This is a genomic window from Lacrimispora amygdalina (assembly GCF_900205965.1).
In the GTDB taxonomy this organism is placed as follows: Bacteria; Bacillota; Clostridia; order Lachnospirales; family Lachnospiraceae; genus Lacrimispora; species Lacrimispora amygdalina_A.
The window spans coordinates 346,705-365,744 of the sequence record NZ_OAOF01000002.1 but is presented as its reverse complement, the minus strand read 5'-3'; the positions used below and the strand labels follow the sequence as shown (position 1 = coordinate 365,744).

Here is a 19,040-nt window from a genome sequence, read left to right as displayed (position 1 = left end):
GGATGCCAAAAACAGCAGGTCTTCAAAAAGAAGGCGGCTGTTTTTGGCATCCATCTTTTTTCATGGGAATTCTATTGACAGACGAACTCTGTTTCTCTATAATATATAGTAATGAATACTACATGATAAGTTTCGTACCAGGAGGAAATTTAGATATGAGCTATAAAATTATTGGGGACAGCTGTACAGACCTGACGCCGGATCTGAAAAAAGATCCCCACTTTCAGATCATTCCGTTAATTTTACAGGTTGGTAATACACAGATTATTGATGATGAGACATTTGACCAGAAGCGTTTTCTGGAACTGGTAAAAAGCAGCAGTGAATCTCCGAAAACAGCATGTCCGTCTCCTGAATTATATAAAGAGGCATTTGAATGTGAGGAAGAGGAGATTTTTGTTATCACTTTATCGGAGCATTTAAGCGGAAGCTATAACAGTGCCGTGTTAGGTAAGAAGCTGTATGAAGAGGAACATGGAAAAGACAGTAAGAAGATTGCGGTACTTGGCTCTGATTCTGCATCATCCGGCCAGCTTAATATCGCTCTTTTTGTTCAGTCCCTCTGCCAGGCCTCGCTGCCGTTTGAAGAGATTGAAGATAAGGTGAGAGCCTTCATTAAGGATATGAAGACCTACTTTGTTCTGGAAAGTCTTGATACATTAAGAAAGAACGGACGTCTTACCGGTCTGCAGGCCTTCTTTGCTACAGCTTTAAATATTAAGCCAGTCATGGGAGCTCAATCCGGAGTGATTATCAAGCTGGACCAGGCCAGAGGAATTAATAAAGCACTGGTGCGTATGACGGACCTTGCCATGAAGGAAGCTGGGGACACCAGGAACAAGGTATTGGCCATCGCTCACTGCAACAATCCGGACAGAGCGGAGTTTGTAAAGCAGGAGATGCTGAAAAGAGGAATATTTAAGGACGTTATCATAACGGAAACAGCAGGTGTGGCAACGGTTTATGCCAATGACGGCGGGATTATCATGACTCTTTAAGTCAGTTATGTTAAAGGCATATACAGGAAGGAAAAGCCGGTTTTGCAGGGAACAGGAAGTTAGTTTTCACTCTGCGGACCAGGCTTTTTTGCTGTCTTCTGACGTATTTTACAGCTCCCACTTTATTTGACAAAATCCTGGAACCAGTGTAAGATGTAAAAACGGGAATTATTACCAGAAAATATATAAGAGAAATGTTATGAAATATCCACAGATAAACGGTGGAAAAGTGAGATGCTGAGTCATATATGGGGAAAAAACATCAGTAATTGTGGAAAAAGTTATGATTCGGTCAAATATATGTGTAAATTATTAACAATTAGGAGGATAGAATGAAGAAGACAAATGCTTATATGAAATTTCTGATCATCCTTCCCATATTGCTGTTTGTATTGCTGGCAGGGTGGATCGGAGGAACGGAATGGAAAGAGAATCAGAAAGGCGAAGAGGCAGTAAGCGGGGATAGTCTGGCTTCTTTGAACGGGGAGCCGGCAAAGTCCTCTGTGGAAGAAAGCAGCAGCCAGGAGATTTTGACTGTGACGGAAGAAACCAAAGAATCAACCACAGCCAGGGAACCGGATCCAGTGGTTCATCTGATTTTTGCAGGGGATATATTACTATCTACTCATGTTACGACAGCATATGATAAAAACGGCGGTATTAATGGAGTGCTTGATGAAGGGATGCGGAGGGAAATCAGCAAGGCAGATATCTTTATGGCCAATCAGGAATTTCCATTCAGCAGCAGGGGAACGGCGGCACCGGACAAGCAGTTTACATTCCGCTTAGATCCTGACCGGGTATCCATGATGAATGAGATCGGAGTTGATATTGTAACGATTGCCAACAATCATACACTGGATTATGGTACGGATGCGCTGCTTGATACCTGCACAGCGTTAGATGGAGCTGGAATACGCTATGTGGGTGCAGGACCGGACATGAACCGGGCAAAAAAGCTGGAAACAATAGAGGTGAATGGAAGGACCTTTGGTTTTCTCGCAGCTTCGAGAGTTTATCCTGATCCGGACTGGGTGGCGAACAGCAAAAAGCCCGGTATGGTAAGCGGCTACGATCCCGCTGTCCTTCTTAAGGAGATCAAAGAAGCCAGAGATTTGTGTGATTATCTGGTAGTCTATGTACACTGGGGCGTAGAACGGGAAGAGAAACCAAAGAATTATCAGCGGCAGCTGGGGCAGCAGATCATTGATGCAGGTGCAGACCTGGTGGTGGGAAGCCACCCTCATGTTCTCCAGGGAGTGGAGTATTATAAAGGAAAACCAATCTGTTACAGTCTTGGTAATTTTATATTCGGAAGCAGTATTCCCAAAACGGCACTTATGAGAGCAGAGGTGAATTTTGATGACAAGACCACAACGCTTTCCCTGGTTCCGGGTACCTCCAGTGCCGGTTTTACAAGAACACTGGCAAAACCGGAGGAAGCCGCCGATTTTTATCGGTATTATCAGAATCTCTCATTTGGTATCACCGTCGATGACAATGGTGTGATACATAATAACAGTAATTAATTCAGACGAGGTATCTGTCACCCTGGCAGATGCCTCGTTCTTTCAATCGCTTTGACAGTGTATTCAGTACCAGCCGTTTGTTTGCGCTCCATAAGGGGGCAAGAAGGAGCTTTTTGGGACCGTCTCCGCTCAAACGGTGTATGACAACGCCAGGAGGCAGTGAAGCGATGCAGTCAATGACCAGATCCGTATATTCACCTAGAGTGAATACCGGTACAGCGCCTTTCTTATAAAGATCTGCCAGGTCTGTTCCTTCCAGAATGTGAAGAAGCTGCAGCTTAATGCCGTCTACGCCATGATCTCCCAGATGTCCCAGGTAGCGTACTGTTTCTAAAATCATATCTTTTGATTCTCCCGGAAGCCCTAAAATCACATGGGCAATTACCGTAATTCCCGCTTCTTTTAAACATTGGTAAGCCTGGTGAAATGTGGACAGGCTGTAACCTCTCCGTATAAATGATGCTGTTGATTCATGAATGGTCTGAAGTCCCAGTTCCACCCAGACCGGTTTTATCTGGTTTAACTCCTTTAACAGGAGGAGGATATCAGGAGGAAGGCAGTCCGGTCTGGTGGCAATGGAAAGGACAACAATATCAGGTTCAGAAACAGCCTGCGTAAACAGTTCCCGTAAATACGCGGCAGGGGCGTAAGTATTAGTATAGGATTGAAAATAAGCGATATAAAGTCCGCCTTTTGTATTCATCTTAGAAGCAATCCTTTTTTTGGCTGACTGAATCTGTTCTGCAACAGAAGAATGAAGTGTTCTGGACTCTGCAAATTCCCCGGAGCCGCCGCTGCTGCAGAAGATACAGCCACGATTCCCAAGTGTTCCATCCCGGTTGGGGCACGTCATGCCTCCATCAAGGGCAAGCTTATATACTTTCTGCCCATATTGCATTTTCAGTTCGTAATCCAGAGAGTGATAAGGCTTGTCATTCCAGAGCATATGGACCTCCAATGTTTTGATTGTACCATTATAGAAGAGGGGGAGAGGGAAGTCAAATTATTTTATAGGTTTTCGTAAAATATTATATTGTGAAAACTTTAGCACTTATGTTATACTCGAGACAATGGCGTTTGTTGCCAATGAATGGGGAAAAGGAGAATTTGCAGCATGAGAACAGATGAAACAATCCGTTTTTTGGAATCCGAAAAGGCAGGAAAGCTGATGACTGCTCTATATGGCAGGAAGGCCGCAGGAGAGAATGTAATCCGGTATCAGAATCTGATAAACGACTTTAAAAAGCATTTTCCGGAAGAGGACGTGCTTTTGTTCACTTCACCGGGGCGGACGGAAATCAGCGGTAATCATACCGACCACAACCACGGCAAAGTCCTGGCAGGGAGTATTAATTTAGATTGCGTGGGCGTGGCTGCAAAGAACAACAGCAGTATCGTAAATATTGTCAGTGTGACTTACAACCAGAGCTTTACCATTGATCTGACTGATTTATCCCCCAGCGATAAAAAGGCCGGCACCATTGATTTAGTGAAAGGGCTTTTACAGGGCTTTGTTGAAAATGGGTATGAGATCGGCGGGTTTAATGCCTATATCACAAGCAATGTAATCAGTGCCGCAGGTGTCAGCTCATCTGCGTCATTTGAGATGCTGCTCTGTTCCATATTGAATACATTTTTTAATGATAGCCGAATGGATACAGTGGCTTATGCCCATATTGGAAGATTTGCAGAAAATGTCTATTGGGACAAGGCTTCCGGTCTGCTTGACCAGATGGCATGTGCGGTGGGCGGTCTGATCACCATTGATTTTAAGAATCCTTCCCAGCCGGTTGTAGAACAGATTGATTTTGATTTCGCATCCCAGAATCACAGCCTGATTATCGTAAATACAGGAAAGGGACATGCGGATTTAAGTGCGGATTATTCTTCAGTACCTGCTGAGATGAAAAAGGTGGCAGAGTTTTTTGGAAAAGAAGTCTGTGCGGATATATCCGAAGAAGATGTGATCGGACAGTTAAATGAGGTGCGGGAGTTTGCAGGAGACCGTTCGGTACTTCGTGCACTTCATTTCTTTGAGGAAAATAAGCGGGTGGACGCTGAAGTAGCTGCGTTAAAGGAAGGAAGATTTGATGAATTCCTTTCTAATATTACAGCTTCCGGGAATTCTTCCTGGAAATGGCTGCAGAACTGCTTTACCAATACCAGCTATCAGGAGCAGGGAATTACGGTTGCTCTGGCACTTACGGAACTGTTTATTGCCAGGAAAAAGCAGGGCGCATGCAGAGTTCATGGTGGTGGATTTGCCGGCGTTATCATGGCAGTGCTTCCCAATGAGATTACAGATGAATTCATCACCTATATGGAAGATGCGTTGGGAGAAGGCAATGCTTACCGCATGAGCATCAGACCTTACGGTTCCATCTGTTTTAATACAGTTGCGAAGCAATAATAATTGTAAATCCTGCTATAATAGAGTACAATAGATGTAAGGAATCCCTTATATAAATACAGGGGAAAAGGAGGCAGGCATATGAAAGAAAAAAGCAATCTGGTCATCACCATAGGAAGGCAGTACGGCAGCGGCGGACGTATTGTAGGAAAAGCTCTTGCAGAGGAACTGGGAATTCATTTTTATGATGAGGAGATTCTGACAATCACATCGGAGCAGAGTGCGGTTGGAGAAGTTTTTTTCCGCCTTGCAGATGAAAAGGCCGGCAATAATCTGCTATACCGGATTGTCAGCGGATTAAAGCCTCAGCTGGGTAAGCCCTCTACCGACGCCGATATTGTAAAACCAGAGAATTTATTCCGGTTTCAGTCTCAGGTCATAAAAGAACTTGCAAATGAAGAATCCTGTATCATCGCCGGAAGATGTGCGAATTATATATTAGACCGGGATGAGGAAAAGGTACCGGGACTTGTGAAAATCTTTGTCTATGCTGATACGCCCACACTGATCCAGAGAACCATGGAAGTGGATAAGATAGATGAGAAAGAAGCTGCAAAAAGGGTAAAAAAGATTAACAAAGAGCGGAAAGAATATTACCGTTACTATACCGGGGAAAACTGGGAAGACTGGAACAACTATGATCTTATAATTAATACCAGCCGGATTGATCTGGAGCAGACAGCCAGACTTATTAAGGATTATATAAAATTAAGAGGAATTGAAGTCTGAAAGATATTGTAAAACCGTTCATGCAGAGATATAATGAATATAGAATTGAGAAAAGCCAGCTGGATTAATTCCACTGGCTTTTTTCGGAAAATGTTTTTGGAACGGAGATCACTTATATGAACGACAGAAGAGACTCCAGGATTGCATCAGTGATCGTGGGCATGTTCAGTGTTCTTATTTTGATGATCCTTGCTTTTATTTTCTTGTCCAGTCAGCAGAAAAAGCTGAATCAGGAATTCAATCAGTTGATTGATTCAAGCCTTACATCCTATACAGATGTGCAGAAAGATCAGATCTTAGAGATGGCCGGTGATGCGAAAAATTTGGGGATAAGCCTGGAATTTATGATGGATGCGGCGGGCCTGTCACCGGAGGGTCAATGGATGAATCACTATCTGGCAGAGTTGGAGCGGGATAATCCGGATTATCACTTGGATTATGTCTCATGCAGCAATTGGAAAGAAACAATATCCGGAGAAGAAAAAAGGGAGATTTACAAACAAGTATTAGATGGGAAAATGCTTATACTGGATATACAGGACTCACCGGAAGACGGAACCGGTTACATATTTTCAGCAGCTCAGCCCCTGCAAAAGAATGGTACTGTGAAAGGTGTTTTATTTTCGGCATATCAGATGAAGAAGTTAGGTGAGGAAGCGGGCGGTCATACACCTTTCAAAAGGATTCATTCGTTCATCATTGAGCCGGATGGCAGTATTGTTTACTCCAGCAATAATCACATCAAGGGTACCGGGAATCTGTTTACCTCCGACATAATGAATGGTATTGTAAATCAGTATGGGGCTGCCATAAAAACACGGATTGAAAAAGAAGATTCTTTCACTGCCTTACTTTCCGGATACCGGAAAAAATACTATATCTCAGTGATGAAAGTAGGAGTAAATGACTGGAGTCTTGTTAACTATGTTTGTTCTCCTGATATCATGCTGCATTCCGAATATGTTTTCGGGATGTTTTTTGGTACGGCATTTTTGTTGATTCTGCTGACAATAGCTGGCTGTTTTTGGATATTCTTATTGTTCTACATACAGAAAAAGAAGCTGCAGCTGGAATCAGAACGTTATTCGGTTCTCTCCCAGTTTACAGACACGCTTCTTTATGAATACGATTATGAAACCGACACCATAGAATTTACATCAAACGCCAGAAGAAAGCTGTTTTTAGAGCAGTTAAAGACGAGAGGGATTGTGAGGCTGAACAGAGGCGTATATTTGATGCATCCGGAAGATTGGCAGAATGGGGACAGGCTGAGGTGGGCACTGCTGGGCAGTAAGCCGGATGAGGTGCGGTATTGCAGAATCCGGTTAAAAGGTCAGTCAGGGGAATACCGATGGTTTAGCTGCCAATACAAGATTCTACCTGGTTCAGCAAACCGCAAACCCCGGATGGTAGGCAAGCTGGAGGATATTACCGTTCAACTGGGAAGAGAGGAGATGCTGCTTAACCGTGCCAATAAAGATCCTCTGACAGGAGTATATAACCGGTCTGGAGAAGAAATCATTGACGGAAAATTGTTACTCCATTGCAGCGGCGTATTCTTCATGATCGATCTGGATAATTTTAAGGAAATCAATGATTCCTGCGGACATGCTGCAGGCGACCAGGTTCTGGCCAGAGTGGCAAAAGCATTTGATAAACTGGTGGGCAGAGATGGAATCGTTGCGAGAGTAGGCGGAGATGAGTTTGTTATTTTTATCCCAGACAGCTGGGAAAACCAGCGGATTGTGGATATGGCGGAGTCAATTATGAAGCTGATGGACCGCACAATGGAGGAAGATTATATTGTGATGCAGGTTTCAGCAAGCATTGGTATTGCGGTTGCACCTAAAGATGGAAGCAGCTATGCAGAATTATACAGTGCTGCAGATAAAGCCATGTATTACATAAAGCAGAATGATAAAAAAGGGTTCGCCTTTTATAAAGGTGAAGGAAAAGATCAAATATAAAACCGGAACCAGCTGGTTCCGGTTTTATGCCTGCTTAAACTCAGAGCAATTTGCTGCAAAAACGGTTCTTACCGCAGCAGATATCCGCCCGGCTCTGGTCCCTGCAATGTCCAAGCAGGCCCCGGCGGAGGGAGCAGTTCTTACCGCAGCAGGAACCAGATTGGGAGCACAGTGTATAGGTGCCTCCCTGGATTACCAGTTTTTTACCATTTACGATGGTGTCTGCAATCTTACTCCTGGCGTTGTCATATATCGCCTGTACGGTGGTTCTTGCCACATCCATCTGCTGGGCGCAATCACTCTGGGTTAGATTAAGGTGGTCAATTAAGCGGATCACCTCATATTCGTCTACGGTCATCTTCACGATATTATAATTTTCATTACTGCAGGGGGCAAATTCCATTGTTCCAGGCAATTCGCATACACGGCGCTGTTTTACAGGTCTGGCCATTTTATCTGTCACCTCATTTCAAATAAGGTTAGTATATCTTTACTTGACAGAAATGTCAATCATACTGCAAAGCAGGAGCACGTTACAACAAAAAAGGGAATCAGATAAATAAGTTTACATTGGATTCTTCCGCATCTCCCAGGTAAGCGCCGACGCCGCCCAGCTCTACTCCGTCAATCAGCTCTTCCCTATGAATTCCCATTACATCCATGCTCATGGTACAGGCAACAATACGAACTCCGGCCTTCATGGCTTTTTTTATCAGCGTTTCCAGAGAGTCCACGTTTTTGTCGTTCATAATTTTTTTCATCATGGCTGTACCCATTCCGCCCATATTCATTTTAGACAATTTCAGCCGTTTGCTTCCTCTCGGGAGCATGGCTCCGAACATAGATTCCATCATGGTCTTTTTAACTGGCTGTTTTTCTTCTTTTCTTAATGCAGTCAGACCCCAGAATGTGAAAAACATGGTGACAGGTCTGCCCATGGCAGCAGCTCCGTTTGCAATGATGAAACTGGCAAGAACCTTATCCAAATCGCCGGAAAAAACAATCAGTGTTTTTCCATCTGCAGCTTCTTTCACAGGGGCAGCAGAAGCTTTGGAGCTTTTTTTAACCAGTGCTACATAATCATCACCTCTCCGTTCATTGGATAAGAGGGTGTGTCCTGTGCGGCGGCACCATGCTCCGATGTCTCTTGCAAATCCGGGGTCAGAGGCAGAGACTTCCATGACTGAACCTTCCTTCATTTCCTTCATGGTTTCAAAAACTTTCATAATAGGACCCGGACACTGCATACCGCTGCAGTCCAGACGCATGGCTGAGGTTGGTATATCTTTGGTATCCATTTGTCCGTTATCCGAAAAAGAGGCTGGTGCGGTTATTTTTGGAGTGGTGTCATACTGGTAATGAGTAGACTGGTAGAATCTGACACCGCCCGGGTAGATCTTAACATTGGAAAATCCATTTTGCATCAGGATTCTTGCTGCATTATAGGCACGGACTCCAATGGCACAGAAGGTAATCACTTCTTTGGAGGGATCCAGTTCTTTTAACCGTTTCCGCAGCTGTCCAAGAGGAATATGCACGGCTTCTGGAAGGGCGAAAGCCATCAGTTCCGCATCTTCTCTGACATCAAGAAACTGAGCATTCTTATTCGTTTCTGTCACGTCCCAGGCAGCAAAGCAAGCTCTTCCTTTTAACAGGTTCTCGGCTGTAAATCCTGCCATATTAACAGGATCCTTGGCAGAAGAGAAGGGGGGAGCATAAGCAAATTCCAGATGTTTTAAATCTTCTACCGAAGCTCCAAGGCGAATGGAGACGGCAATCGTATCGATCCGCTTATCTACACCGTCTCTGCCCACGATCTGTGCACCGTATATAGTTTTCCCATCCAGAGAAAACAGAAGCTTTAACGTAAGCGGAACAGCACCCGGATAATAACCTGCATGAGAGTTCTGGGTAATAATGATGCTTTCATAATCAGTTCCTTTTTTTAAGCCTCTCTTAATCAGGACTTTTTCATTGGCTCCTGTTGAAGCAGCAGTTAAGTCAAATACTTTTGCAACAGAGGTTCCCTGAGTCTTTCTATAGGTTTCTGTTCCGCCTGCAATGTTATTTGCAGCAATGCGTCCCTGCTTATTGGCAGGACCTGCAAGAGGAACCATGGCTGCATCATCAAAGGTGAAGTCATTAACCTGAATAACATCACCTACAGCATAGATATCAGGATCAGAGGTTTTTAAGGTATCATCAACAATGATTCCTCCCCGTTCATTGACTGCAAGCCCGCAGGATTTAGCCAGTTCACTGTTTGGGCGGACACCGATAGAGAGTATCACCAGTTCTGCCTTTAAAATCTTACCGCTTTTTAGTGTGATAGAGACAGAATCGTCTTCATCTGTAAATGAGGAGACTCCGTCTCCCAGATAAAGAGAAACCTCATTCTGAACAATGTTTTCGTGAAGCAGCTGTGCCATCTCATAATCTACAGGAGCCATGACCTGATCCTGCATTTCAATCAAAGAAACCGAAAGACCTGCATGACGAAGGTTTTCGGCCATCTCAAGTCCGATAAAGCCTCCCCCGATCACAGCGGCGCTTTTGATTCCTTTTTCTTTAATCATATCGCGGATCCGGTCAGTATCAGGAACGGTCCAAAGAGTCTGAATGCGGGAGGATTCAATTCCCTTAATTGGCGGGCGGACAGGAGAGGAGCCGGTGGAAATTACCAGAGTATCGTAAGATTCCTCATAGGTCTCCCCTGTTTCAAGTTTGCGGACTGTAATTTTTTTGTTCTCTCTGTCAATAGCAGATACTTCATTCTTTACTCTGACATCAATCCCATACTTTTTTTTCATGGCTTCTGGAGTCTGTAAAAGCAGAGCATCTCTGGATTTGATTACATCGCCCACATGGTAGGGAAGACCGCAGTTTGCATAGGAGATATATTCGCCACGCTCCAGGATAATGATCTGAGCCTCTTCATCCAATCTTCTAAGTCTGGCCGCACAGCTGGCTCCGCCTGCGACTCCGCCGATTATAACAGTTTTCTTCATGGTCTGCCTCCTGATATATAAAAATAATAATAAGTTTGTTATGTTTTTGACACTCTCAGTATAGGACCTCAAAGGAAAAATGTCTGTGACAGAGTCACAAAACGTGACACCAGCAGAAGCGTTTACAAGTTCATGGCAAAATTGCGGACATTATTAAGCCCTTCGGATGAGAGCATGCTCCCTTTTTCATTCATACCGGAAATTGTGAGCACTCCTTTGTTTTCCCACTTTAAATAAGCGCAAATGGAATTCAGCTGAGCAGTTGCCGCATCGTAAACTCCGTCAGAAGCGGAATTTAAGAGCATAGCTATGGATTTAATATGAAACCCTTTTTTTCCGAAAGCATACATCCGGTCAATAAAGCACTTTGTCTGGGCTGAAACATCAAACCAGTAGACAGGGGATGCCAGTACCAGCATATCAGCCTGGTCTAAATCCGTTAAAATGCTGTTCATGTCATCATTCTGGATGCATACACCGTCATGAGAAAAGCAGTATGTACATGCCAGACAGGGTTCAACCTTTAAAATACTTAAGTTTTTTACTGTAACTTCATGACCGGCCTCTTTTGCTGAAATTGCAAAAGCAGAAGCCATGATTTCCGTATTCCCGTTCTTTCGAGGACTTCCAGTAACTACTAATATGTTCAATGAATTTACCTCCATTTTTTATGAATTAAGGTCCCAGGAAAATAAGTATATCATTTCTGCAGGAGAGCTGATATCTGGAACAGACAGCTTCTTAAACCCTCCTTGCAGTTTCCTTTCTGCAGCGGCCAGACCAAAATGGCAGGCTGCGATTCCTACATCAACTCTCTGGATATCAAAAGAGTGCTTCCCTTCCTTTAATGTCTTCGCTTCATAGAAATGGTAGGCATTCTGATGTTTTACCACTCTCCACGGCTGTTTATTCACAGCAGACGGTGCCAGTCTCGTCATCTCCAGGGCAAATGCAAAATCATCTGCATCGGTTTTTGAGAGTGGAGCAGAGAAGTTATCCTTGAAAAAAAGCTCATTCCAATCCTTTCTCTGATCTGATTTAGCGCCCCACCGCATCAGAGACTCCATAAGCCGTTTCTTTTCAGCAGGATATCCGAGAGGGGCAATAACCGGAAACAAATCTCCCTCTTTTAAGTGCATGGCGTGAGAAAATGCGCTCCGGTCAAAGGTGCCGCCCAGCCAGCACGTACCATATCCCAGGGCTACGGCATAAAGAATTAAGTGCTCCATGGAATAGCCCAGCGCCTCCAACGCAAGATCGGTATCAGGAACAGAGGCCCCAATAAAATTTCTGGCACCTTTAATGACTCCATAGGTACCCAGCTTTTCTCCTTTCAATGCGTCATTGTTTTCCAGAAGCCGGAAGTTTACATCAACAGAGAATGGATTATCTAAAGTTTTAATAAAATCATAGAACAGATCTTTTTCCTTTGTTGAGAGCGCGCGGGGGTCATAGGATCTGACACTGCTGCGCTCTCTGATGGTTTTTTCCACGGGAAAAACAGGTTTCATAAAATCAATCCTTTCTTCTATATAAGAGTTTTATAAAAATTGCTGTCTCCGGGTTTTTCTACCAGATCTTTCATGGCCTCCATGGCTTTTTTAAAATGTACAGAACCTCCGTGAGCTGCAAGGCTGGATTGATCCTCCCATTCTTCAAGCATGGTTAAAATGCGGGGATCTTTTACATCCTGAACCAGTTCATAACGGATACAGCCCGCATCCTTTGCTCTGGTCTCTTTCACAAGTTCCACGGCAGTTTCAATGAATGTATTGATTTTATCTTCTTTGATATAATTTTTAGCAACAACTTTAATCATTTATTCTCCTTTATCTATGACCATTTCTCGTAATGAACACGTTCTTCTTTGTAACGTTCTGTAAATTCGTTTTTCTGTCCATCCGGATAACCGATGGCAATCAGACCAAATGGTTTAATATGGTCCGGAAGCTGAAAGAAACTGCGTACATGATCAGTAACTTCATTCGATGTAGCTACACCCAGCCAGACGGCTCCAAGGCCTAAGTGAACAGCTTCTAACAGAATATTCTGTGAGGCAGCTCCCATATCTTCTTCCCAGCCCTTTGGTACTTTAAATTCCTTTTCATTCCCGAAAAGAGCAATAGTGACAGCCGATCCTGCTACAGGTTTTGCGTAGGGGGATACTTCAGAAAGCTTTTTTAAATTCTCTTTATCCTGTATTACAATAAATTCCCATGGCTGCTGGTTTGCTGCTGACGGTGCCTGCATGGCGGCACGAAGAAGCTTGTCAATTTTTTCTTGTTCTACGGCATCAGTGGTAAATTTGCGGATACTCCGTCTGTTAAAAATCTCCTGCATAAAAAATCCTCCTAATTGTTTTCTAGTTTCCCCAGTAATTTTTTGCTGAGGTTTAGAAAGAGAGCTGTCTCTTCCTGTGTTAAAATTCCCTGGTATTTTTTGTGGAGCGAATTCCAGGATTCCATAACGGTTTTCTGAAGTGCAATACCTTCCGGAGTGGTGCTTAAAATTACAGATTTTCCCTCACAACGTTTGGAAACAAGCTTTTTGCGCTCTAGCTTTTCGATCAGCCGGGTAACGGTGGATGGGGTCAGAAGCAACGTTTCTCCCAGTTCCTTTTGCAGAATTTCTTCCTTCTGGTTAACCAGATACAGCAAAAGAGCGTGACTGGGAGAGAGTCCGGTTTTAGAAAATGCATCTTCTGCAACTTTGCCAAAAACTCTGGAAAGCTTTACTGTCGTAAAAAACAGGCAGCTGTTCAGGGAACAGGTCTGTTCCTCTGGTGTGTCATTTTTTTTCAAAACATCACCTCTCTTGTTTGTACATACAAATGATAGCACTTGCATGTATTCCTGTCAATCCTAAATTCAAATAGAACAAATTAATTTATAACAATTAAATGTTGCAAAACTATTGACAGAATAAAAGAACTATTTTATAATGAAGGCAACTTGAAAATGATATTATTTGTAATTAATATAGGAGGTATTATAATGTCTGTTTATGATTTTACTGTAAAAACCAGGTCCGGAGCAGATAAAAATTTATCTGATTATAAAGGAAAGGTACTTCTGATAGTGAACACTGCAACTGAATGCGGATTTACTCCTCATTATACTGATCTTCAGGCAATTTATTCAGAATATAAGGACAAAGGACTGGAAATCCTTGATTTTCCATGCAACCAGTTTGGCAATCAGGCCCCTGGGAATGATGAAGAGATTCATACATTCTGTACCGGACGATTTGGTGTAACATTTCCCCAGTTTTCAAAGATTGAGGTGAATGGTGAGAATGCGATTCCTCTGTACCATTATCTGGTTAAGGAAAAAGGATTTGAAGGGTTTGATCCGGAGCATAAGCTCACCAGCGTTTTGGAAGGGAAATTTCAGGAATCAAATCCCAATTATAAGAATGAACCGGATATCAAGTGGAATTTTACAAAATTCCTGGTTGACCGGGACGGGAAAGTAGTGAGAAGATTCGAGCCAACTGCTGATATGAAGCTGGTGGAAGAAAGTATAAAAGAATTGCTGTAAAATATTCGATTCAGCAGGAGAACGGAGAAACGTGATGAATTATGACAGATTAAAAATAGAGAACCAGATATGCTTTCCGCTTTATGCATGTGCCAGGGAGATTGTCAGGTTGTATAAGCCATTTCTTGATGAGATTGACTTAACGTATACACAGTATATTGCTATGATGGTTCTTTGGGACAGGAAGAAAGTGACGGTTAAGCAATTAGGGGAGATCCTTTATCTGGACAGCGGTACGCTGACTCCCCTGCTGAAGAAGATGGAGGCTGCGGGTCTTTTGACCAGGAGCAGGGATAAGAAAGACGAGCGGAGTGTCATTGTGGAGCTAACTGAGAAGGGAGATCAGCTGAAAGAGAAGGCTGTCTTAATACCGGAGAAGATTACCCAGTGTGTTCCAATTAATCAGGAAGAAGGCAAGGAGTTATATCATCTCCTCTATAAAATTCTTGGTAATACAAGACAGCATCTGGATTAAATGAAAAACTCAGGAAGGCGTGAAGTCCTTCCTGAGTTTTTTATAAATTTGAACAATTACAGGATCCGCCGATTGCCTGCGGATAGGTAAAAATACCGCAGGGATCGTATTCTTTCTTAATCTTCTTTAATCTGCAGACATGTCTGCCATAGTATTCCTCCAGATAACATGGAAGGCCCTCATATGGGAAATTGACATAGGAGCCGGTTGTTACAGACGACAGATAATTAAACCGTTCTGCCAGCCACAGGGCATTCTCCCCTTTGCTGTTCTGGAAAATGGTGTTAAGCCAGACAATATATCTGGCATCTCTATAATAAAAAGCAGTGGAATCTACGGGTACTTCCGATACCCTGCCCCCCAGAGCGTAGAGAGAAAGTCCGGTGTAGATGGATCCGGCAGGGCGATTGCCAATAAGCTCAGTCAACTTGAAGCATTCACATTCGGACAGCTCCCTGCTTACAAAGCCGCTGGCAGATATAAACGCTTCATAAGGAGGATAAAAGCTTCCGATTATCGTAACTGCTTCCAGAAATGTTACATATTTCAGACGGTATTTCACCCCGCCAAGTTCTAACAGCGGGGCAATGCTTCCAAGAGCTGCTTCCGGTGGACCATAGAAAAAGCCTCTGGAAAGGATAGAACGACCTTCTTCCTGGGAATTATAAATCCTTGCAATAAGGGTAATTCTGGGATCTGCGTGTTCCAGCCAATCCTGCCAGGATAAAAGAAAGTAAGTCTGTTTTTCCTGATCCGCCCTGGGATACATAATTTCAACCAGAGTGATTTTATCTATTTTTCTGGGAAGGGCAAATGTCATGGAAACGATGATTCCAAAGTTGCCCCCGCCTCCGCCCCGGCATGCCCAGAATAAGTCTGAATTTTCTTCCGGACTTGCGGTGATCAGGCTTCCTTCTGAATTAACCATTAAGAAACGTAAAAGGCTGTCGCAGCCCAGTCCCAGATAACGGCAGGAAAGCCCCCAGCCACCCCCCATGACATAACCGCTTACTCCAACAAAAGGGCAGGTCCCACCTGGGAAGGGATATCCCCTGGAAGATAAAAATTCATAGATCTGCTTGTTATTTGCGCCTCCCTCTGCTGTAAAAGAGCGGCCTTCTTCATCAATAGACAGTTGATTCAACTCACTTAGATCAATGTCAAGTACATTGTTGCCTGTAGAAAATCCTTCATAATTGTGGCCTCCGCTTCGTATCCGAAGACAGATACCTCGTTTTCTGGCCCATAACACGGCATTGCTGACGTCGGAACTGTTCCGGCAGTAAACAATGGCCAGAGGAAACCGGTTGACAGCCCGGTTGTAGACTTGTCTGGCCTCATGATAGAAAGGATCATCTGGAGTTACCACACGGCCGGTCAGACCGTCAAAACTGCAGGTGCTCATACTGTTTGCCTCCTTTCTTACTACCATGGTATTAAGAAGGGAGGCATTTGGTGCCGAAGGGGGATTTTCTAAAGCTTTAAGATCTTTTTGCTGCCAGATTAGTGAATCCTTCCAGAAGAGCCAGAATATCTTTTTCCAGTTGCTCCGGTTTGTCGGTAGGTGCATATCTGTTTACTACAGTCCCTTCTTTGTCAACCAGGAATTTAGTAAAATTCCATTTGATTTTAGAACCAAGGAAACCTGATTTTTGTGATTTTAAATAAGAATATAAAGGGGATTCCCCTGAACCATTCACCTCAATCTTTGCAAACTGTGGGAAGGAAACTTCATAGTTCATGGTACAGAATTCGTGGATCTCTTCCTCTGTTCCAGGCGCCTGATGACCAAACTGGTTGCACGGGAAGTCAAGGATCTCGAAACCCTGATTCTTATATTTCCGGTATAATGTTTCTAATCCTTCATATTGGGGAGTAAATCCACATCCTGTTGCGGTATTAACGATCAGCAGTGTTTTTTCTTTGTACTGGGACAAAGAAATCAGATCTCCGTTTCTGCCTCTGACTGTGATATCATATAAATTCATACTGGCTACCTCACTTTTGGTATTATATATTTTACTAAATTTAATTTTATACAATTAAACATAAAAAGTCAACAGGTTTTATTAAAAAATAAAAGACGCATCAATGACCATCATTGCTGTGTGATCATCGGCGTCTTTTTATAATGCTTAAAAAACCTGATTGAGGTTTAAAAATATATGAACGATAAACGGATCAAACTGGGTACCGGAGCAGCGGTCAATCTCACTCATAGCAGTCTTGGAATCCATTGCTTTGCGGTAAGAGCGGTTATTGGTCATGGCGTCATAGGCATCGGCAACTGCCAGAATCCGGCAGAGCAGGGGAATGTCTGTTCCTTTCAGACCTCTGGGATATCCTGAACCATCCCAGCGTTCATGGTGAGAGAGAATGTACTCCGATACAGTGGAAAGTTCTGGAGTGTTCTGGGCAATGCGGTAACCGATTTCCGGGTGGCGCATCATTTCTTTCCATTCTTCGTCATTGAGAGGTCCGGGTTTGTTCAGGGTATCAATATTGACGCCCACTTTTCCAATATCATGAAGTATGGCAAGAAGAGACAGCTCATTTTTATCCTCGGCTGAGAGATTCAGCTTATCGGCAATTGCCATACAGTAAGTTTCCAGGCGTACTGCGTGTTCCTCCGTTTCCATACTTTTTTCATAAAGTGTAGCAAGAAGTGTGGTAATAATACTGTTTCGGTAACTTTTTCCCTCCAGAAGCTTTTTATGGTACATTTTTTCTTCCGCTTTTTGAAGTGACTGGTTAAGCGAATGGGACATTTCTTCTTTTACGTCGAAGCCCAATGCAACACTGACCTCCAGTGGAAGCCGGTCACTTTTTCGAAAGGCATCTTCCAGCCGGCTGATAATGTCCTGGGCTTTTTTATGATCGGTATGAGGCAGCAGAATCAGGAACTCATCTCCGCCCCAACGGCCGGCAATGCCGATGTTCTTTAATGCGTACTGAAGTGTTTTGGCGACCTCTTTGAGCAACAGATCTCCGGTTCTGTGTCCGAACACATCATTTATGACTTTTAAACCATTCACATCTCCCATGATGACGGCAATGGGAAGCTGGGAAGTCTGATCCATACGATTTATTTCTTCTTCCATATATCTGCGGTTAAATATCTGAGTCAAAGGATCATGGTAGCTTAAATAGAGAATGCGCTCCTGCTGCCGTTTATCCTGACTGACATCACGAAAAACCATGACCACTCCATATACATGACCGTTTTCATCTCGTATGGGTGCTGCGCTGTCTGCAATAGGAATTAAATTCCCGTTTTTGTTTAACAGAACCGTATGGTTTGCAAGACCTACTATCATACCTGTTTCCAGCACTGCGCTGATGGGGTTAGGTACGATTTTACCTGTGGTTTCATTACGCAGATCAAAAATCTCCATGAATGTTTTTTCAGATGCCTCCTCAGAACGCCATCCGGTGATTTCTTCCGCTGCATGATTTAGATAGGTAACTTTTCCCTCCAGATCAGTGGTCACAACCCCATCGCCAATGGAATTTAAGGTAACGCTGAGCATCTCTTTTTCCCGGAACAGATCATCTCTGTACTGTTCCCTGTCTGAAACATCAAAAATGATGGAGTAAAGTCTGGTATCATTTCCATAGGTGACAGGGCTGGAGTACACATCTACCATTTTTATCTCACCGCTTTTTAGGCGGTGGGGAAACAGAAAATACTGCTGCTCCTGGTTAAGAGCCTGATTGCGAAGCTGTTTGACGGTACTGCTTGATATGGTATTGATATCATCAATACTTAATTGAAGAATCTCTTCTTTACTATAACCATAAAAAGAGCAGGCCTGAGGATTGGCATCCAGTATTTTTCCGGAAGCAGCGTCAATAATCAGCATTATGGCTGAATGCTCCGTGAACATGGAATTGAAATTTGCCAGCAGCTGTTCTCGTTCTTTTTTGAGTCGCTTCAGTTCGGTAATATCCAGTCGGGAACCGATAATATAGTCTATTGTTCCATTTTCCTTTACAGGAGTAAGGCGTACAAGCCAGTCTCTGGTGCCTTCGGGAAAATCGACGGTCTCTTCATATATCATGGCTTCTCCGGAAAGAATGCACTTCTCATATCCCTCTTTCAGAGCAGCCCCCACTTTTTCGCCAAGCAATTCAAATGGTGTCTTACCCAACAGCGGGCTTGTGATTCCGGTCAGATGCTGGTGAACAGCATTGTTCTTTATATAGCGGAATTCCCCATTTCTATATGCGACAAGAAACAGACCATCCTGTGTGCTGTTGAAAAAGATATCGATATCACGCACAAGCTTTTCATTTGCTTCATTGACAGCATGAAATTCATTCATGACAGTGGTTACTTCGTCAAAGATTGTGACCAGAGTGTTAGAATCAGGATAGCTTACTGT

The 19,040-nt window shown here is 43.5% G+C and carries 18 protein-coding genes; 7 read left to right on the top strand and 11 right to left on the bottom strand.

The annotated features are described in order from the left end of the window. Positions 1–155 precede the first annotated feature (155 nt). Positions 156–998 carry a DegV family protein gene (locus tag CRO04_RS04470; RefSeq protein ID WP_097003014.1) on the top strand — a complete coding sequence of 281 codons (843 nt, stop codon included), beginning with the start codon at positions 156–158 and terminating at the stop codon, positions 996–998. Between the two features lie 332 nt (positions 999–1,330). Then, entirely contained in the window at positions 1,331–2,527 is a 1,197-nt protein-coding gene (locus CRO04_RS04465; RefSeq protein WP_097003013.1) for a CapA family protein, read from the top strand. 1 nt (position 2,528) lies between these two features. Here the strand turns inward: CRO04_RS04465 and CRO04_RS04460 are convergent, their stop codons facing one another. After that, entirely contained in the window at positions 2,529–3,473 is a 945-nt protein-coding gene (locus CRO04_RS04460; protein ID WP_097003012.1) for a TIGR01212 family radical SAM protein, read from the bottom strand. 168 nt (positions 3,474–3,641) lie between these two features. On the opposite strand from CRO04_RS04460, the gene CRO04_RS04455 reads away from it, so the two are divergent. The 3 genes from CRO04_RS04455 to CRO04_RS04445 all read left to right on the top strand — a co-directional run bounded on the left by CRO04_RS04455 (position 3,642) and on the right by CRO04_RS04445 (position 7,633). Continuing rightward, complete coding sequence (locus CRO04_RS04455; protein ID WP_097003011.1) at positions 3,642–4,937, top strand: galactokinase; 1,296 nt, start codon at positions 3,642–3,644, stop codon at positions 4,935–4,937. Positions 4,938–5,018: 81 nt separating this feature from the next. Beyond that, positions 5,019–5,666: an AAA family ATPase gene (locus CRO04_RS04450; protein WP_097003010.1), complete on the top strand. Its 648-nt coding sequence runs from the start codon at positions 5,019–5,021 to the stop codon at positions 5,664–5,666. A 116-nt stretch (positions 5,667–5,782) separates the two neighbouring features. Continuing rightward, positions 5,783–7,633 (top strand): diguanylate cyclase domain-containing protein, encoded by a 1,851-nt coding sequence (locus CRO04_RS04445; RefSeq protein WP_097003009.1) that lies wholly within the window; start codon positions 5,783–5,785, stop codon positions 7,631–7,633. A gap of 40 nt (positions 7,634–7,673) precedes the next feature. Here CRO04_RS04445 and CRO04_RS04440 read toward each other — a convergent pair whose 3' ends face one another. From CRO04_RS04440 to CRO04_RS04410, 7 genes are all read right to left on the bottom strand, one after another. Then, positions 7,674–8,084 carry a DUF134 domain-containing protein gene (locus tag CRO04_RS04440; RefSeq protein WP_097003008.1) on the bottom strand — a complete coding sequence of 137 codons (411 nt, stop codon included), beginning with the start codon at positions 8,082–8,084 and terminating at the stop codon, positions 7,674–7,676. A 100-nt stretch (positions 8,085–8,184) separates the two neighbouring features. Then, complete coding sequence (locus tag CRO04_RS04435) at positions 8,185–10,641, bottom strand: FAD-dependent oxidoreductase (protein ID WP_097003007.1); 2,457 nt, start codon at positions 10,639–10,641, stop codon at positions 8,185–8,187. A gap of 122 nt (positions 10,642–10,763) precedes the next feature. After that, positions 10,764–11,291, bottom strand: a complete 528-nt coding sequence (locus CRO04_RS04430) for a flavodoxin family protein (protein WP_097003006.1) — start codon at positions 11,289–11,291, stop codon at positions 10,764–10,766. A gap of 18 nt (positions 11,292–11,309) precedes the next feature. Continuing rightward, a complete protein-coding gene (locus tag CRO04_RS04425; protein WP_097003005.1) occupies positions 11,310–12,152 on the bottom strand; it encodes a nitroreductase family protein in 843 nt (280 codons plus the stop codon). 17 nt (positions 12,153–12,169) lie between these two features. Continuing rightward, the gene (locus CRO04_RS04420; RefSeq protein WP_097003004.1) at positions 12,170–12,460 is read right to left on the bottom strand and encodes a putative quinol monooxygenase; all 291 of its coding nucleotides are present in this window, start codon (positions 12,458–12,460) and stop codon (positions 12,170–12,172) included. A gap of 14 nt (positions 12,461–12,474) precedes the next feature. Then, positions 12,475–12,981 (bottom strand): nitroreductase family protein, encoded by a 507-nt coding sequence (locus CRO04_RS04415; RefSeq protein WP_097003003.1) that lies wholly within the window; start codon positions 12,979–12,981, stop codon positions 12,475–12,477. 11 nt (positions 12,982–12,992) lie between these two features. Beyond that, a complete protein-coding gene (locus tag CRO04_RS04410) occupies positions 12,993–13,442 on the bottom strand; it encodes a MarR family winged helix-turn-helix transcriptional regulator (protein ID WP_166432465.1) in 450 nt (149 codons plus the stop codon). A gap of 192 nt (positions 13,443–13,634) precedes the next feature. Between CRO04_RS04410 and CRO04_RS04405 the strand changes: the two genes are divergently transcribed. Both CRO04_RS04405 and CRO04_RS04400 read left to right on the top strand, forming a co-directional pair. Continuing rightward, positions 13,635–14,180, top strand: a complete 546-nt coding sequence (locus CRO04_RS04405; protein WP_097003001.1) for a glutathione peroxidase — start codon at positions 13,635–13,637, stop codon at positions 14,178–14,180. A 34-nt stretch (positions 14,181–14,214) separates the two neighbouring features. Then, on the top strand, positions 14,215–14,655 hold the full coding sequence (locus CRO04_RS04400) for a MarR family winged helix-turn-helix transcriptional regulator (RefSeq protein WP_166432464.1): 441 nt from the start codon (positions 14,215–14,217) through the stop codon (positions 14,653–14,655). A 40-nt stretch (positions 14,656–14,695) separates the two neighbouring features. Here CRO04_RS04400 and CRO04_RS04395 read toward each other — a convergent pair whose 3' ends face one another. The 3 genes from CRO04_RS04395 to CRO04_RS04385 form a co-directional block, all read right to left on the bottom strand. Beyond that, complete coding sequence (locus CRO04_RS04395) at positions 14,696–16,060, bottom strand: FAD-dependent oxidoreductase (protein ID WP_097002999.1); 1,365 nt, start codon at positions 16,058–16,060, stop codon at positions 14,696–14,698. A 76-nt stretch (positions 16,061–16,136) separates the two neighbouring features. After that, positions 16,137–16,643, bottom strand: coding sequence for a glutathione peroxidase (locus CRO04_RS04390; protein ID WP_097002998.1), 507 nt, complete (start codon positions 16,641–16,643; stop codon positions 16,137–16,139). A 147-nt stretch (positions 16,644–16,790) separates the two neighbouring features. Next, the gene (locus tag CRO04_RS04385) at positions 16,791–18,980 is read right to left on the bottom strand and encodes a PAS domain S-box protein (protein WP_242974333.1); all 2,190 of its coding nucleotides are present in this window, start codon (positions 18,978–18,980) and stop codon (positions 16,791–16,793) included. Positions 18,981–19,040: the final 60 nt, after the last annotated feature.

What these genes read in the sequence shown, in the direction of transcription:
- CRO04_RS04470 (WP_097003014.1), top strand. Translation starts at nt 156, where the DNA reads ATGAGCTATAAAATTATTGGGGACAGCTGTACAGACCTGACGCCGGAT.
- CRO04_RS04465 (WP_097003013.1), top strand. Translation starts at nt 1,331, where the DNA reads ATGAAGAAGACAAATGCTTATATGAAATTTCTGATCATCCTTCCCATA.
- CRO04_RS04460 (WP_097003012.1), bottom strand. Translation starts at nt 3,473, where the DNA reads ATGCTCTGGAATGACAAGCCTTATCACTCTCTGGATTACGAACTGAAA.
- CRO04_RS04455 (WP_097003011.1), top strand. Translation starts at nt 3,642, where the DNA reads ATGAGAACAGATGAAACAATCCGTTTTTTGGAATCCGAAAAGGCAGGA.
- CRO04_RS04450 (WP_097003010.1), top strand. Translation starts at nt 5,019, where the DNA reads ATGAAAGAAAAAAGCAATCTGGTCATCACCATAGGAAGGCAGTACGGC.
- CRO04_RS04445 (WP_097003009.1), top strand. Translation starts at nt 5,783, where the DNA reads ATGAACGACAGAAGAGACTCCAGGATTGCATCAGTGATCGTGGGCATG.
- CRO04_RS04440 (WP_097003008.1), bottom strand. Translation starts at nt 8,084, where the DNA reads ATGGCCAGACCTGTAAAACAGCGCCGTGTATGCGAATTGCCTGGAACA.
- CRO04_RS04435 (WP_097003007.1), bottom strand. Translation starts at nt 10,641, where the DNA reads ATGAAGAAAACTGTTATAATCGGCGGAGTCGCAGGCGGAGCCAGCTGT.
- CRO04_RS04425 (WP_097003005.1), bottom strand. Translation starts at nt 12,152, where the DNA reads ATGAAACCTGTTTTTCCCGTGGAAAAAACCATCAGAGAGCGCAGCAGT.
- CRO04_RS04420 (WP_097003004.1), bottom strand. Translation starts at nt 12,460, where the DNA reads ATGATTAAAGTTGTTGCTAAAAATTATATCAAAGAAGATAAAATCAAT.
- CRO04_RS04415 (WP_097003003.1), bottom strand. Translation starts at nt 12,981, where the DNA reads ATGCAGGAGATTTTTAACAGACGGAGTATCCGCAAATTTACCACTGAT.
- CRO04_RS04405 (WP_097003001.1), top strand. Translation starts at nt 13,635, where the DNA reads ATGTCTGTTTATGATTTTACTGTAAAAACCAGGTCCGGAGCAGATAAA.
- CRO04_RS04400 (WP_166432464.1), top strand. Translation starts at nt 14,215, where the DNA reads ATGAATTATGACAGATTAAAAATAGAGAACCAGATATGCTTTCCGCTT.
- CRO04_RS04395 (WP_097002999.1), bottom strand. Translation starts at nt 16,060, where the DNA reads ATGAGCACCTGCAGTTTTGACGGTCTGACCGGCCGTGTGGTAACTCCA.
- CRO04_RS04390 (WP_097002998.1), bottom strand. Translation starts at nt 16,643, where the DNA reads ATGAATTTATATGATATCACAGTCAGAGGCAGAAACGGAGATCTGATT.
- CRO04_RS04385 (WP_242974333.1), bottom strand. Translation starts at nt 18,980, where the DNA reads ATGAATGAATTTCATGCTGTCAATGAAGCAAATGAAAAGCTTGTGCGT.